The 15010-nt window shown below is 66.0% G+C and carries 11 protein-coding genes and 2 pseudogenes; 7 read left to right on the forward strand and 6 right to left on the reverse strand.

All coding sequences use genetic code 11. The annotated features are described in order from the left end of the window. The first annotated feature begins 96 nt into the window (after positions 1-96). Positions 97-1266: an IS110 family RNA-guided transposase gene (locus BJY14_RS38830; RefSeq protein ID WP_179845203.1), complete on the forward strand. Its 1170-nt coding sequence runs from the start codon at positions 97-99 to the stop codon at positions 1264-1266. A 5-nt stretch (positions 1267-1271) separates the two neighbouring features. Here the strand turns inward: BJY14_RS38830 and BJY14_RS38835 are convergent, their stop codons facing one another. The 5 genes and pseudogenes from BJY14_RS38835 to BJY14_RS38855 form a co-directional block, all read right to left on the reverse strand. Beyond that, positions 1272-2171, reverse strand: a complete 900-nt coding sequence (locus BJY14_RS38835; protein ID WP_179848154.1) for a hypothetical protein — start codon at positions 2169-2171, stop codon at positions 1272-1274. A gap of 220 nt (positions 2172-2391) precedes the next feature. Then, a complete protein-coding gene (locus BJY14_RS38840) occupies positions 2392-3468 on the reverse strand; it encodes an IS110 family RNA-guided transposase (RefSeq protein WP_179849899.1) in 1077 nt (358 codons plus the stop codon). Between the two features lie 253 nt (positions 3469-3721). Further along, positions 3722-4552, reverse strand: coding sequence for a DDE-type integrase/transposase/recombinase (locus BJY14_RS38845; RefSeq protein ID WP_179849910.1), 831 nt, complete (start codon positions 4550-4552; stop codon positions 3722-3724). Between the two features lie 1018 nt (positions 4553-5570). Further along, complete coding sequence (locus BJY14_RS38850) at positions 5571-5972, reverse strand: integrase core domain-containing protein (protein WP_179848155.1); 402 nt, start codon at positions 5970-5972, stop codon at positions 5571-5573. Positions 5973-6021: 49 nt separating this feature from the next. After that, positions 6022-7184, reverse strand: a pseudogene (locus BJY14_RS38855) (IS3 family transposase). Positions 7185-8169: 985 nt separating this feature from the next. Between BJY14_RS38855 and BJY14_RS38860 the strand changes: the two are divergent. From BJY14_RS38860 to BJY14_RS38885, 6 genes and pseudogenes are all read left to right on the forward strand, one after another. After that, positions 8170-8823: a hypothetical protein gene (locus tag BJY14_RS38860; protein ID WP_179848156.1), complete on the forward strand. Its 654-nt coding sequence runs from the start codon at positions 8170-8172 to the stop codon at positions 8821-8823. A 193-nt stretch (positions 8824-9016) separates the two neighbouring features. After that, positions 9017-10015, forward strand: coding sequence for a CBASS oligonucleotide cyclase (locus BJY14_RS38865; RefSeq protein ID WP_179848157.1), 999 nt, complete (start codon positions 9017-9019; stop codon positions 10013-10015). Between the two features lie 2 nt (positions 10016-10017). After that, a complete protein-coding gene (locus tag BJY14_RS38870) occupies positions 10018-10533 on the forward strand; it encodes an HORMA-1 domain-containing protein (protein WP_179848158.1) in 516 nt (171 codons plus the stop codon). 30 nt (positions 10534-10563) lie between these two features. Next, a complete protein-coding gene (locus BJY14_RS38875) occupies positions 10564-11484 on the forward strand; it encodes an AAA family ATPase (RefSeq protein ID WP_179848159.1) in 921 nt (306 codons plus the stop codon). Further along, on the forward strand, positions 11484-12968 hold the full coding sequence (locus tag BJY14_RS38880; RefSeq protein ID WP_179848160.1) for an SAVED domain-containing protein: 1485 nt from the start codon (positions 11484-11486) through the stop codon (positions 12966-12968). The genes BJY14_RS38875 and BJY14_RS38880 overlap by 1 nt, the downstream gene beginning before the upstream one ends. A gap of 222 nt (positions 12969-13190) precedes the next feature. Next, positions 13191-13352 (forward strand): annotated as a pseudogene (locus BJY14_RS38885) (helix-turn-helix domain-containing protein); the annotation flags it as partial. Between the two features lie 953 nt (positions 13353-14305). On the opposite strand, the gene BJY14_RS38890 reads toward BJY14_RS38885, so the two are convergent. Then, the gene (locus tag BJY14_RS38890) at positions 14306-14995 is read right to left on the reverse strand and encodes a DUF4352 domain-containing protein (RefSeq protein ID WP_179848161.1); all 690 of its coding nucleotides are present in this window, start codon (positions 14993-14995) and stop codon (positions 14306-14308) included. Positions 14996-15010: the final 15 nt, after the last annotated feature.

Raw genomic sequence — 15010 nt, forward strand, 5'->3', positions numbered from 1 at the left:
CGCATCGCTGTGTAGGGACCTGACGGCGAGGTCGTCTGCGGGCTGGACCGAGAAACCCTCAGGTGGGAGGCATGGTTGGAACGCGCGTGGGCCGGGATGGACATCGGCCGCCAGTATCACCACGTCGCCGTGGTCGACACCGAGGGCGAGCGGTTGCTGTCGCGGCGGGTGGCCAACGACGAGACGGCGTTGCTGGAGGTAATCGGCCAGGTCATGGATGTGGCCGGGCAGGTGACCTGGGCGATCGACCTGAACAGCAGCGAGTCGGCGCTCCTGTTGACCTTGCTGCTCGATCACGACCAGAGGGTCGTCTACGTGCCCGGGATGACCGTCAACCGGGCCGCCGAGGGCTACAAGGGTGCGGGCAAGACCGACGCCAAGGACGCTCTGATCATCGCCGATCAGGCCCGGATGCGCCGCGACCTGACCATCCTGGACGGCGATGACGAGCTGATCGTCGAGTTGCGGCTGCTGGTCGCCCGCCGCCGCGACCTGGCCGCCGACCGCACTCGCGCGGTCAACCGGCTGCACGACCAGCTGCTGGCCATCTGCCCCGCGCTGGAACGGGCCCTGGAGCTGACCAACCAGGGGCCGCTGGTGCTGCTGACCGGCTTCCAAACCCCGGCCGCGCTGCGCGAGATCGGCATCGACGGCCTGACCGACTGGCTGCGGGCCCGCAAGGTCCGCAGCGCCGCCGCGCTGGCGGCCAAGGCCGCCGCCGCGGCTGCCACCCAGCACACCACATTGCCCGGCGAGCAGATGGCCGCCCGCCTGGTGGCGCAACTCGCCGAGGGGGTGATCACCCTCAACGAGCAGCTCAAGGACCTCGACCAGCTCATTGAGGACCGGTTTCGCCGCCATCCGTCTGCCGAGGTGATCATCAGCATGCCCGGCATCGGAGTCCTGCTGGGCGCCGAGTTCCTCGCCGCCACCGGCGGCGACATGGACCGGTTCGCCTCGGCCGACCAGCTGGCCAGCTTCGCCGGCGTCACCCCAGTACCCCGCGACTCCGGCCGCGTCCACGGGAACCTGCACCGGCCCCAGCGCTACAACCGCGCGCTGCAACGCGTCTTCTACACCTCTGCTCTGATCAGCATCCAGTCCTGCCCCGACTCCAGGCGCTTCTACGACCGCAAACGCACCGAGGGTAAACGTCACACTCAAGCCGTGCTCGCACTGGCCCGACGACGCGTCAACGTGCTGTGGGCCCTGCTGCGCGACGGACGCGTCTACCAACTCACGCCTCCCTTGCCCGCTGCGGCTTGACAACGTCATTGAGAGTCGTAGGCGATCAGTGAGCGTTTGACGGGTGCGCCGGTGAGCCAGTTGTGCCAGATGGTGGCGTTGAGGGCGCAGATGCGCTGGCAGACGCGTGTCCAGAGTCCTTCGGTGGTGCGGGCGGCGTGGCGTTCCAGCCCGAGTTGGTTCTTCAGTGTCCAGATGACCGCCTCGATGCGCTGGCGCAGCCAGCCGGGGAACACCGCCACCGGCGGATCGGGTTCGTCGGCGCGCCGGGGCCGGATCAGCACATGGCCCAGATCAGCGGCGGCCTTTTCCACTCCGGCTCCGGCGAACCCCTTGTCACACACGATCGGGCACGGCCCCGGGGCGGGCGGCTGGACGTGCAGCAGGTGGATCGCCTGCAGCCGTTCGTCCAGTTCCTTGGGGTGGGCCAGGCTGAAGGAGCACACCGCGCCCTCGGCGGTGGTGATCAGCATCAGTTTGGCGTCCCAGTAGAAGGCGTGGTGGGACTTGTCCATGCCGTAGCCGGCGATCTCGCCCAGGCCCGAGCGGTGCACGGTGGTGCGTGAGGCGCCGCAGCGCACCGGGGTGCCTTCCATCAGCCGCACCCGCTCCTGCCAGGAGGGCGTCTGACGGACCAGCCACGCCGCCGCGGCCAGCAGCAGCGGGGCGGCACCGCGCAGATGCCGGTTGTATTCGGACTGGCAGGGAAGACGCGGGAACAGGTGCCCGATCCGGGCCGGGGCCAGGCGCAGCCACCGGTGCTCGGCATCGCACCCCAGCAGAACCTGCGCGACGGCCACGCAGACCAGCTCGGCATCGCTCAGCAGCCGGGCACGGCCCCGCCGCCGCACTCGCCGCGAAGGCAGGACGTGATCGTCCAGATGAACATAGAGTGCCGTCAGAAGGGCGTCCAAGTCAGTCTTCACACACCGACCATGGGCGCCCTTCGCCGTGCCCGCACCCAGCTCAACGATTTCCCATCAACGATCTAGACGGCGCGCCTGTCGGCGGCCCGCTGCGAGCCCCCGCAACTCCTGCCCGCCGCCCTCGAACATATCGACCACCTAGTTGTCCTGTCTCGTGAGGTTGGGGACGCGGCTGGCGGGTGATTGTCCTGCCAGTGCGGTGTGTCCGCGGTGGACTCTCCTATGTTCCGTCAAGTAGGAGTGCCGTGGTGGCGGTCGCGTTGAGGTGTCGGTAGATCTGTCTGGCGAGGTAGCGCTTTAGGCAGCGTCGAATCTCTTTTCTGGTGCGTCCTTCAGCGCGGCGGCGCTCGACGTACTCGCGGGTGGCGGGGTCGTGGATCATGCGGGTGATGGTCGCCATGTGCAGGGCGCGGTTCAGGCGTCTGTCGCCGCCCCTGTTGAGTCGGTGGCGGACCGTGTTTCCCGATGACGCGGGAATCGGGTTCACCCCCGCCAGGCAGGCGAAGGCGGCCTCTGAGCGCACCCTGCCGTGGTGTGACCAGGTGGTTAGGCAGACTGCTGCGGTGACCGGCCCGATCCCGATCTTGTCCAGCAGCCCAGCCGCAGGCGTGGAGCGAACCAGGACCTCCATCGTTTTCTGGTTGGCGGCCAACTCTTCGTTGAGGGTGACGATCCGCTTGGCCAGACGCTCCGCCTCAGCACGGGCGGTCGCGGCGGCCAGCGGCTCGTCGCGGGCGCGCCAGCGGGAGATGTCGATGATCTGCTGGTTGCTCAGCGGGTGGCGAGCGTCGACCCCGAGGTCGACGGCCCGCACGAGCGCGATCAGCGCGTTGACGGCAGCTGTGCGTTCTGTGGTCATGTGGTCTCTGGCGGCCAGCAGGACCCGCAGTGCGGCGCGTTCACCGTCGCCATGGCGCGGGTGCCGCAGTTGGTCTTCCTCCAGGGGCAAGGTGGCCTCGGCGATCCTGCGGGCGTCCAGCGGGTCGGACTTGCCGACCCCACGGTGAGCGCGAGCGTTCATCCGCGGCGCCTCGAGGACCTGGTAGCCGGCCTCGGCCACGGCATGGGCGAACCGGGCGCCGTAAGTGGCGGCGCACTCGATCACCCACAGGGCGGCAAGGTCGCCGCCAGTCCGGCGGGCAGCCCAGGCGATCGCGCGGGTCATGCCCGCCTTGGTCGTGGGGAACTCGGCCGAATCGATCTGCTGCCCGGTAGCGGCCAGGATGGCCAGAGCATGGTTGCGGGCGTGGGTGTCCACCCCGATGACGAACGGATGGTTGTGCGCGGCGATAGTCACGGCGGTCGGAAGCCCTTCCTGTTCCAGGAACACGGTCCGGCCGCTTGCGACCGGCGCCGGCCTGGGGGAAGTCACTTCGGGGCAGCACTGTGACGGGCCACGACCTGACGGTCGGGCAATCTCCTGATCAGGACACCGAGGTGGGCCAGGTGGCGCCGGCCGCTCCGTCCCAAGGACGGACAAGTCCACCGAAATGCACCCTGGTGGGGCCAGTGATGGTATGAGTCACGACTTAAGCCGGAGCAACCGACGCCTACTCTGACCGGCCAGTCCCAGACCAGCCACCTAAAGACTCACAGTGATTGTAGAGGTGCAGCCAGGGGGTGAGTGCGGCGCGTCGTTCGGTTTCGCTGGTGTAGGGGCGGGCGTAGGCCCATTCGTCCAGGAGGGTGCGGTGGTAGCGCTCGACTTTGCCGTTGGTCTGGGGTCGGTAGGGGCGGGTGCGCTTGTGTGCGATGCCGTCGGCGGCGAGTTGGTCGCGCCAGGGGTGTGAGCGGTAGCAGGCGCCGTTGTCGGTCAGGACCCGGCGGACGGTGATCCCGGCGTCGGTGAAGAATCGGTGTGCGCGCTGCCAGAACGCGGTGGCGGTTTCCTTGCGCTCGTCGGGCAGGATTTCGGTGTAGGCCAGGCGGGAGTGGTCGTCGATGGCGGTGTGCAGGTAGCCGTGGCCGAGCCGGGGTTTGCCGCCCGTGCGGCGGGTGCCGGTGTCGGTGCGCTGGCTGTTGCGGGTGCCGATGGCGCGGCCGTGCGCGCGGTGGCCGCCGCCGTCGGGGATGTTGCCGAGCTTTTTGATGTCGATGTGGATGGCGATGCGGGCCGGTCCCAGCCGGGCGGTGAAGCGGAGGTTGACGATCCGCCGCTCGATCCGCTTGGACATGCGGGCCGGGCTGTGGTGCGGGCGGCTGGAGCGGTCGGCCATCCCCGCCGCCCCTGACTGCCGGTAGCGCTCAGCCCAGCGTTTGGCGGTGGTGTGGGAGACCTGGAACCGCTCGGCCGCTCGCCGCAGCGGCCAGCCCTGGTCCACGACACAGCGGGCCAGCTCCAACCGCCCGGCCGGCGCAAGTTTGGCGTTAGCGTGGACCACGAGGACCTCCAGGACGAGATGTGCATGTTGTGGTGACACACACCTCGCCAGGAGGTCCTCGTCTATTTCAAGCTCATCGAGCCGTGTCGCCGTCACCAACGTCCATGGTCACTACAGCTAGTGGTCGGGGTCGAAGCCGCAGCGGCGGTGCCCGTTAGCCGGTCATGCTCTACGTGTACGTGCCTGGGTCCAAGGGCCAGCCCTGCGTCGTCCGAAGGCTCACGTCCCCGCCACCGCCGGCCCCCGCCACGTCAGAGGATGAGTCCGCATGATGGCCACGACCACGACGCTGCCGTGAAAGGAGCTACGACGCCGAGATATAGCGTTGGCGCACTGCGGCCGGTGGGCCGGGCATTGCGCGTGTCTGTGTGGTCATCACCCTGTCGCTGGCGGGGCCAACTCGGACGCGTCAGGGAGTGACATGCCCATAGGCAAGACCGGGTCGGCTTCTCAAAGAGTCCGGCAGGCCCGGCACCTCCGGCTACCGTGGGTTAGTGCGGTCGGGGGTGGCGGGATGTTAATTGTGGGAGATCGCAACGTCCTTGATCTTCCCTGAAGTGCGCTGTGATGGAGCGAAGGATGCTGTCTGACCTGCGGATTTGCCGAGAGACGGCTTCCCTTGGGCTTGATTCACACCGAAGAGGTCACTGGGTCGAACCCAGTATCGCCCACCCCAAGTTTCCGCAGGTCAGAGCGTCGTCAACGGCTCGATCTCGTGTGTTCCAATGAGCTGCTTCGTAGTCTCGGGAGCCAGTTTCGGGAGCCACCGTACGCTTCGCAGATTCCCGAAGCGCTCATCCAGACGGTCGATCACCGTGACCGGGTCGTCCGAGGTCGGTCGAGAGGCTGGCAGCGTGCGGGCTGGGGAGGCCAACGCTTGCGCTTGACCCTGGGGGAGTCATGTGCCTACGCGTGCCTGAAAACTGTGAGCGGTACCGGTCGGCCATCCACGATGATGAACCTCGTGTCCTTGGCCCAGACTCTGCTGCGCTGAAGCGCCGTGTTTTCGGTAGAGGCTTTAGGTTGTGGCTGTGACCGGCAGTTCTGTGTGGTTCTGGCGGTAGTAGCGGGCCTCGTATTCGTCGGGTGGTACGTGGCCGATCTCACCGTGGAGTCGGGTGGTGTTGTACCAGTCCACGTACTCGGCGGTGGCCAGCTCGACGCCGGTCAGGTTCTTCCACGGCCCACGCGGTTTGAACAGCTCGGTCTTGTACAAGCCGATCGCCGACTCCATCAAGGCGTTGTCGAGCGCGTCGCCGACCGTGCCGATGGAGGCGTCAATCCCAGCGTCGACCAGGTGCGTGGTGAACCGGAAAGAGGTGTACTGCGACCCCGCGGCCCTGTGGTGCACCAGGCCGAGCCCGGCAGGGCGTCCGGCCCGGTCGCGCCGCCACAGCGCCATGTCCAGTGCATCCAGCACCAGGCGGGTTTGATGTACCCCGTGTTGAGTGGAGTCGCGTTGCTGGACTTCATACCGGTTGGCGGGTCGGACAGAGCATCTCGTACTCGATGGGGGTGCGCATCCCCAGGGCGCTGTGGCGTCGTTGCCGGTTGTGGAAGATCTCGAGGTAGTCGAAGATCGCGTTGGCGAGTTCGATGCGGGTCTTCCAGCGCTGCCGGTTGAGGAGTTCGACCTGCATGCGGCCCCAGAAGGACTCGATGACGGCGTTGTCGAAGCAGTCGCCGATCGATCCCATCGAGGGAACCGGGCCGGACTCTTGGGCGCGGCGGGTGAACACCCAGGAGGTGAATTGCACCCCGTGATCGGAGTGGATCAGCCCACCCGGCTGCGGGGCGCGGTTCTGGATGGCCATGCCGAGCGCGTTGGTGACCAGCGTGGATGTCTGGGTGGAGTCGATGGACCAGCCGACCACGCGGCGGGAGTAGACGTCCAGGACGACGCAGCAGTACACCTTGCCCTCACGGGTGGGGTGCTCGGTGATGTCGGTGACCCACAGCTTGTTGGGGACATCCCAGTGGAAGTCCCGATCGACCAGATCGGCCGCGGTCGGGACCTGCGGGACCGGACGGCGTCGCCGGCTGCCGGGCAGGCCGCGGATGCCCTCGCGCTGCATCAGCATCTTTATGGTGCCGTGCCATACGACCAGGCCGCTGCCCAAGGTGAGCTCGGCATGGATACGACGTGCGCCGTAGGTGCCACGAGAGGCGGCGTGGATCTGCCGGATCCGCTCGGTCAGCCATGCGTGCCGCAGCGATCGCGGCGAGGGCGACCGGCTTCGCCAGGCGAAGTAGCCCGACTCTGACACCTCCAGCACCCGGCAGGCGACCTGGACCGGCAGACCTTCGCTCGCCAGCACCGCGATCGCTTCGAACCGCCTTTTGGGGGCACCACCTCTCGCACCACCTCTCGCACCAGCTCGATCGCCCGCTTGGTGACCGACAGCTCGGTCTCCAGCTCCCGGATCCGCTTACGGGCGGCCAGCAGTTCGGCCTGCTCAGTCGTCGTGACCCCGGGCAGCTGACCCTTGTCGATCAGATCCTGCTTGCGCCAGGTGTAGATGGTCTGATCGCTGATCCCTAGATCACGGCCGACCTCCCGGACCGGACGTCCGGCCTCGACCAGATCCAACACCTTGCGACGGAACTCCGGCGGGTAGCCCTTGCGTGGCACGCCGACCTCTTCTCGTGGGTCAATGGCACGAAAGCCAACCAAAGTGACTCCACGGAGGGCGGGGTACATCACCTCTACCGAACCCGGGGCGCTTCACGAGGTTAATAGCGGTGGTTCTTGCCGAGCCCTGGGAGTCCGCCGGACATTGTGCGAGGCCCACCGTGGGACCAGTCCGGGATCCGCTCCCCGATCGGTTCTGATCGCCATCCCACAGGCTTGCTAGCTGAGGGCTTTGGCTTGGTTAAAACGTCCAGCGCTTCCACGAAACTGTCCCGGCCTGTGATCCGGCAAGCGACCTCGCGCACGGCGGCATCGAGCTTTCGTATGACGGCTAGCTCGGACGGGTACGGGACAACGTTGGCGCCTCTGGTGTACGCGACCGTGCCGGGCCTCTCGGCGTGCTTGCGGGCCCCGATAACGGGCCCCTTCACGACGCCCTTGCGGTTACGGTAGGCGATGAAGGGTAGTCGGGGCCAAGCGCGGTGGTACCGCTTTTCGGGCAGGTACGGCGGGTCGGCACTGTTGAGGGCAGTGTGTGCCCGTTCGTAGGGCGCGACACCTGTGATCTGCTCGACTGCCGTGCAGGTCACGAGGGCGAGATGTGCTATCGCGTCGCGCTCTCGATTCAGAGGCACTTGGACGCAGACCCAACCTGGTGTGTCCGTGAACCGCACCTGACCCCACTGGTGTTCTGCCTTGATCCACACAGCGATCTTTGGCCATGCTGCCGTCATTACTCCAGAATGAAGCCAGGATCTGGTTGAAGGCGATAGATAGGTTGAGCTGGACCAGATTCGGCCAGACTGGCCGAGTTGGGCTGGCACGGCAACGGCGAGGGCGGCACGCTCGCCTGCCGGGTCGACCGGCCCCACACCAACCTGCCTCCCGAGTCGTGCAGGGGACTACCCGGTCGTATACGACAGCGACGAGCTGTCCGACCATCGGCCCGTCTGGGGAGCGTTCACCTTCGGGCGGTGGCGCGCTGGTGGCGGAGTGCGGGCCCTTCCTGGCCTTCGCGCAACTGTACGCACGCGACGTCCCTGACCTGGCACCGCCACCGCACGCCGATCTGCTGCAGGTGCTGTGGTGTCCGTGGGACCACGACGACCTGTCGTGCCCGGCGGTGATCCTGCGGTGGCGGCGGGCGGACGAGGTCACCGTCGCGCTCGATCCGCAGCCCGAACCGGAACTGATGGAGTACGGCGCCTACCTGCCCGACCCATGCGTCCTGTATCCGGAGCAGATCGTCGAGTATCAGTACGCCGACTTTCTGCCCGCCGACCTGCACCGCAGGCTGAGAGAGTGGAGCCAGGAGACCGGCCACAGCTACCAGGACCTGTCGATCGCCTCCGGGATGAAGGTCGGCGGTTGGTCCTCCTGGCACCTCACCGATCCCTACCCCATGATCTGTGAGTGCGGCGCCGACCTTGAACTACTGCTGTGCATCGACGGTTCCGAATGGGATGGCAACCGCACCTGGCAACCGGTCGAGGACATCGAGATCAAATCGGCCGAGCAGTTCCACCGCCATCCCCCTCTCAACAGCCCGACCAACATCACGATCGGCCGCGGCTACGGCCTGTGGATCTTCACCTGCCCCGTTTCCCACGACCACCCGCACCAGATGAGCATGCAATGAACGCGCCGCCTCGGCCGTGCTGATCGCGGCAGACCGAGGGCTTCCCCCGAACGGCCGGAACGACGCTGCGCCTAGTCGACTGGCGGCGGGCGGGCAGGCTGGGGTAGCGCTCAGAAGTTGGACCGGGTTGTCAGTGGCGGGTGGTACGTCTGTTGCTCTGTCGATCAGCTTCTCGGGGGAAGGACGGGCAGGTATGGCGGGAGAGCGCTACGTTGACCACGAGGTCCTCAAAGCTTTCGCGCAGCGCAAGGTGAACGTGCCGAAGGAGGAGGCAAAGGAGCGCCGCCGTCAGGTGAACTACCTGCGGGAGCGGCTGGAGGACTACATCGCGGGCCACCCGGACTTTGACCTGGTGAAGCTCCGCGCGTCCGGCAGCACAGCCAAGCACACGGCGATCCGGCGCAGGAGTGGCACGGGGTCGGACGCGGACGTTGCCGCCTACCTGCGGACAACGGATACCGGCATCGAGGTCTCGACGATGCTGAGCTGGCTGCGAGACCGCTGCATCGAGGTCTATGGGGCCACGAAGGAGGCGGACGACTTCAAGCCGTCGGACCACGCCGTTGGGATCACCATGCGCGGCAGTGGTTTGAAGATCGACGTCGTGCCAGTGCTGCACACCGGCGAGCCGGATGACAGGGGCTACCTGGTCACCTCCGACGGCATCAAGGTGCTCACCTCGGTCACGCTGCACCTCCAATTCATCCAGACGCGCAAGGACAAGGCCGGCGGCGGTTACCGGGAGGTTATCCGGCTGCTGAAGGCGTGGATCCGCGAGAGTAAGGAGGCCGACCCGGAGCTGCGTTGCAAGTCGTTCCTGCTCGAACTCCTGGTGGCCCACCTCTGGGACGTCGGCTGGAACGGCAAGCCGCTCCAAGTCGACGACTACCCGGCAGCGATCGAGCAGGTTCTCTCCTACATCGTCCGCACCGGCCTGAGGACGCCGATCATCTTCACCGACTACTACAAGGCCGAGGCGGTGAACGCGACGGCGCACCCGATCCAGGTCTGGGACCCGGTCAACCCGGAGAACAACATCACGTGCGGCTACATCGAGCAGGACCGGCAGCGGCTGGTGAACCACGCCAAGACCGCCCTCGAGACAATCTCGATGGCCGCCTACGCGGCCACCAAGAGTGAGGCGCTCGAGGCTTGGCGCGAGCTGTTCGGCCCTACCTTCCCGGGAGAGTGATCATGACCGGCTCGTACACGAGATCCGCCTCCGCTTCGTTCACGATCACCGACGCCCGGTATGTCGGAGGCAGAGTCGGCGCCGATCTGCGTCTCCTACACAACCTCTACGGCAAACCCGGCCTCGACAACATCGAGAACTACGCTGAGGAGGTTGCGGTCCTCCTGGACCGCGGATTCCTCGACACCGTCGACTACGGCTTCCGCGACACAGCGACCAACGCTTGGAAGCTCCGCCTGCGATACAAGGCCACGGTCGGCGGCCAGCTCACGGACTCACGGCCAGGCAGTTTTCCGGACCCGGTCGACCTCACCGGCTACGGCTTCCACAGTCACCTGACCTACAACTCTGCCTTCTGGCTCCTGACCAGCAGCGACCAGGCCGGGGTTAAGCAGAGCCTCCCGATCTCCCGGACGACCAGTACCGCCCCGAGTGCTCTCACGGGTACCACCACTACAGGGCACGGCTACGCCCGCAACGGCGCTGGCGTGTCCCGCGACGTCTATGTCGCCTACTAGTCCAGCGTCATCGGCAGGAAGAACTACGACGTGACCAGCCAAGACGACCTGTTCCACCCCGTCATCGAACTGCCCGAGCCCACACGCCGCGCGCGCTACGACCGCCTGGTCGGCCTCGATGACACAAAACTCCGCCTGCGCAAAGAAGCCGCGCTCCTCGCGGACCCCCACCGGCTCCAGGCTTGGGCCGCCGCATATCACGGTGGCGATGTCGCTGCTCTCACCCTCTTCGCGGACCGGGCGCCGTTGTTCATCTTCGGCGGTGACGTCGGCTCCGGTAAATCGGCCCTGGCCGAGTCCTTCGGCTGCGACCTCGCCGACTTTCTCGAACTGCCCGTATACCTGTACAGGCTCAAGCTCGCCACTCGTGGCAGCGGCCTGGTAGGTGAGATGACCTCACTCATCGGCGACGCCTTCACCCACATGCACATGATGGGCAAGCGCGTCTCGGACCCTCGCGGTGTGCGCGCCGTGCAAATCCTCGTCGTCGACGAGGCCGATGCCCTGGTGCAGTCCCGCGAGGCCCAGCAGATGCACCACGAGGACCGCGCCGGCGTTGACGCGTTCCTGGCTGGCATCGACGGCCTTGCCGGTGCCCGACTTCCGGTCGTTGTGGTGCTGTGCACCAACCGGCTCGTCGCCCTCGACCCCGCCATCATGCGGCGCGCAGCGGCCACCTTCACCTTCAGTCGCCCCAACGATGAGCAACGTTACGAGGTCCTCAGCCAGGCACTCGACGGGCTCGGCATCCGGCCGGAAACCGTCCGCAAGGTCGTGGAACTCACCGGCCCCAACGGCGACCAGCCCGGCTACACGTTCTCCGACCTGACCCAGCGCCTGGTCCCGGCCGCCGTCTTCCGCGCTTTCCCCGACCGGCCGGTCACCGATGAAGACCTCCTCGCCCTCGCCGAGGAACTGGAGCCGACCCCTGTCTTCACCGAGAGACGCTGATGACCCATCTGCCCGCGGCTGGCCCTACCAGCGTTCGCACCACCGGCGACTACTACCAGTGGCTCGTCGCATGGGAGGCCTGCCTGAGCCTCCTTCGGGAGACCGCCGCCCGCTCGCACAACCCCGTCCGCGCAGTCGGTGTCGAACTCGAGGGCGTGGGCAACCTCGACGACGTTGTCCTGCTGCGTGACGCACCTCCAAACACCTACAAGCAGGTCAAGTACGCGGTTGACAGTGCTACACCGGTCAACGAGGACTATCTGACCAAGCCCAGCGTCAACGGTGGTCCGTCGATCCTCACGAAGATCGCCAGGACTTGGAAGATGCTGACGGCGGACAGCGGCAGCGCCGACCTGCGCCTGGTCACCAACCGGGCGGCCGACCCCGAGGACGTCCTAATGGCGGGCCGCGACGCCCGCACCGGCCTCCTTATACCCAAGGCGGCCATGGGCGGGGCCAGGTCCAATCGAGGCAAGGCCCGCGCCCGGTGGGCACAGGAAGCAGGGCTGACCGAGGCCGAGCTCATAGATCTCCTGTCCGTGCTGCGATTTGACCTGCCTCTGGACATGGTCTGGTATCAGGAAAACCTTCGACTCCTAATGGCCGTTACCGGGCTTCGCCACGACCAGCGGGCGCTTGAGGAGGGAGCTACCTGGGTCGCCAAAGTGGTTCGCGAAGGTCGACGTGAATTCACGTTGACAATGGTTGAGGCGGCAGTCGCCAAGTTGGACCTGAAGGCTGGCCCCGCCCGGGCCGTACTGTCAATCGCCACTCTCAAGCCGGACCCGCTGGCTTCGGACGCTGACCATGCCATCGACTGGGTCGACCGCTTCGAGGGTGACTCCGACTATGCCAAACGTCGTCCCTTGCCGCCGAACACTTGGGCGCAGCTACAAGCAGACATTGAGGCCGCGCCGGGAGCCCTGCCCGCCGGGACTACCGCCGTCTCCGTTACGGGCAGTATCCGTCTCGCGCCGGCCTTCCTAGTCGGCACCACATTCCGCATGGTCACCGGTGCCGACCTCGCGGTGGTCCAGCGCGGAAGGACCGGTAGCCAACTCTGGTCCACCTCCGACCCATTCGACACTGCCTTGACCCCGGGAGTCTGGGAGTACGAGATCGGCCAAGGCGACGAGGTCGCCATCGCCATCGCCGTTGCGGCAGACCCCACTGAGGACGTCCTGGAATACCTGCGTGAGCAGAATGTCCCCGTCAGCAAGCTCATCGTCCTCACCCCGTCGAGCGGCACAGCGAACGACGGCTCCGTCCCCGACAGCACCGCTGCAAATGCCCTGGCCGTTGGCATCCGCGACCACCTCCGCCGTTCCACCCGGCGGGTTCGGCGAATGCACCTTTTCCTCGCCTGCCCCATGGGACTTGCTGTTCTGCTGGGCAACCGCTGGAACCGGCTATGTCGAACCGTCGTGTATGAGGACATCAAATTTGAGAGCGGGTATGAATCGGCATTCACTGTGGACGCATAAGAAACCCGAGTTGAAGAGCCCGCAGCCTACTCGGTAGTCTTCAGTGACCCTTTTTTATCCGTCTGAGCGGACGCCGATCACAGCGTGATCGCGATGGGGACGTTCGGCGGGTGACGTGAAGAAACCCCTGGTAGACGGGTTGATCACCACAACCACCGTGTCTGAACCAGGGGCTCTGCATGCTGTTCTAGCGCGCTGCCGTCGATTTGTCGCGTCCAACGCGTCCGGCGGCACCGCAAGGCGATCGGATCGGCCTGGCGGCTGCTCAACCCCGGGTAGCAGGCCCTGATGGTGCTGGTTCACCTGCGCAAGGGCGAGACGTTCGCCGAGCTCGGAGCCGGGGCCGAGGTGTCGACGAGCACGGCCTGGCGGTATGTCCAGGAGCACTGGCGTAGCTATACAGAAGTCACTGTGTTCGGGCTCGCAGGTTTGGCCCTGGTCCAGTAGGGCCACGGCATCCATCTCGCGCGAGGCTGGGAACCGTGACGTCATCACCTGTGACTCAAGCCACGGGATGGTCCAGATCTGGCGTGGCCGCCACGGTGAACAGACCTTTCCTACGTTGCAGGGTTATGTCGGCCCCCAGCCTGGGTCACGCCAGAGATGTGAGATGCGTAGCGATCGGGCGGAGCGCGACCCGTGACGTGATCGTTTCGGTAAATTGGGAAGGAACCGTACGGCTTTGGAATGCAGGTACGGAGCAGCCAGTTGGAGCACCTCTAATCGTTCATCGAGGCGGGATCGGGTCGGTGGCAATCGGCTGTATCGGCAGGCGCGGCATTTTTTTTCCCGACTCTCGTGACGACACGGTACGAATTTGGGCCGCTATTACGGCATCCTCGATCGGCGGCCCCTTTGCTGGCCACCATGGCTGGATGCATGCGGTAGCGATGGGACGTGCGAGCGATCGTGACCTCATCGTCTTGGTTCGCAGGACACCGGGCTGATCACGTACGAGCACTGATTGCATCCGGAACTGGCTTGAGGTATTTGGGGGCGGGACGATAATGATCGAAACATCACGCCCTTAAGAACGCCAGGAGAGCCCGGGGTGTTGGTGCCGATCACGAAGCTCGGTGCTCGGTGTCACCATACTCAAATTCGGTACCAACCCAGCCCCGGAGGCGTGCGCGAGTTGGTCCCGGTTCGCCGAGGAGGCGGGTTGACTTCGGGATGGTCTCCGACTACCTCGCGGTCACGCCTGATGTATCCGGCGCCATACTTGATCCTTTCGCCGTCCTGGGACGGTTGGCGGGGACGACCGAACGTATCGGATTGGAACGACGGTCACCGTTCTGCTGTACCGGCATTCGTCCCAGGCGGCGCGATAGGGCGGGTCAACTCAACTTGACGAGGTAGCCGGGCTCGATACCGTCGATGGTTTCGATCGCGGTGCCTGAGGTCACCCATAGAGTCGACGGTGTGCTGCCAGCGGGAATTTGGAAGACGCCAGGCGCCGGGCCTTTACTTCCCGGGTTGAGCCCGAACGAAGGCCCGGTGCGTCCCTTGCTCGCCAAGTATTGTCCATAGTCACCGGCGTGGTTGGCGTCGTCCTGTGACTGGGTATACCTGGTAGCGCCGACGTTGAGGCTGACCGTGTCCGTGGTGTCCCAGATGATCTCGCGGTTCCCTATGTTGACGGTGTCCAGGACGACAACGCAGTACTGCTTGCCGCTCTCGGGTTTCGGTGTCGGCGTTGAGGTGCCGATGGAACTTGCGGCATACGCGAGAACCGACTTGTCCAGAGGTTTGCCGCAGGTAACGCTTGTGACGGTGATTTGGAGCTTTGTCGGCTCGGGGGTGTCGGTGTAGGTGGTCGTGAGGGTGAACGGTTGGCCTTTGCGAGGTGTGCCGAGGACCTTGGCGCCGGGCGGTGCGCCAGGGGTGGTGGTGTTCGTCCTGGACGTGCTGGGGGAGGTGTCGCTCGGTGCGGGTGATGTTTCGTTGGGTTCGCTACCGCATGCTGTCAGAGCACTCATACCCAGGGCGATGGCGGCCAGGCCTTTGCACGCGCTTACATCCGGCATCCTGAGAGGAAAATC

The organism is Actinomadura luteofluorescens, assembly GCF_013409365.1.
GTDB lineage: Bacteria > Actinomycetota > Actinomycetes > Streptosporangiales > Streptosporangiaceae > Spirillospora > Spirillospora luteofluorescens.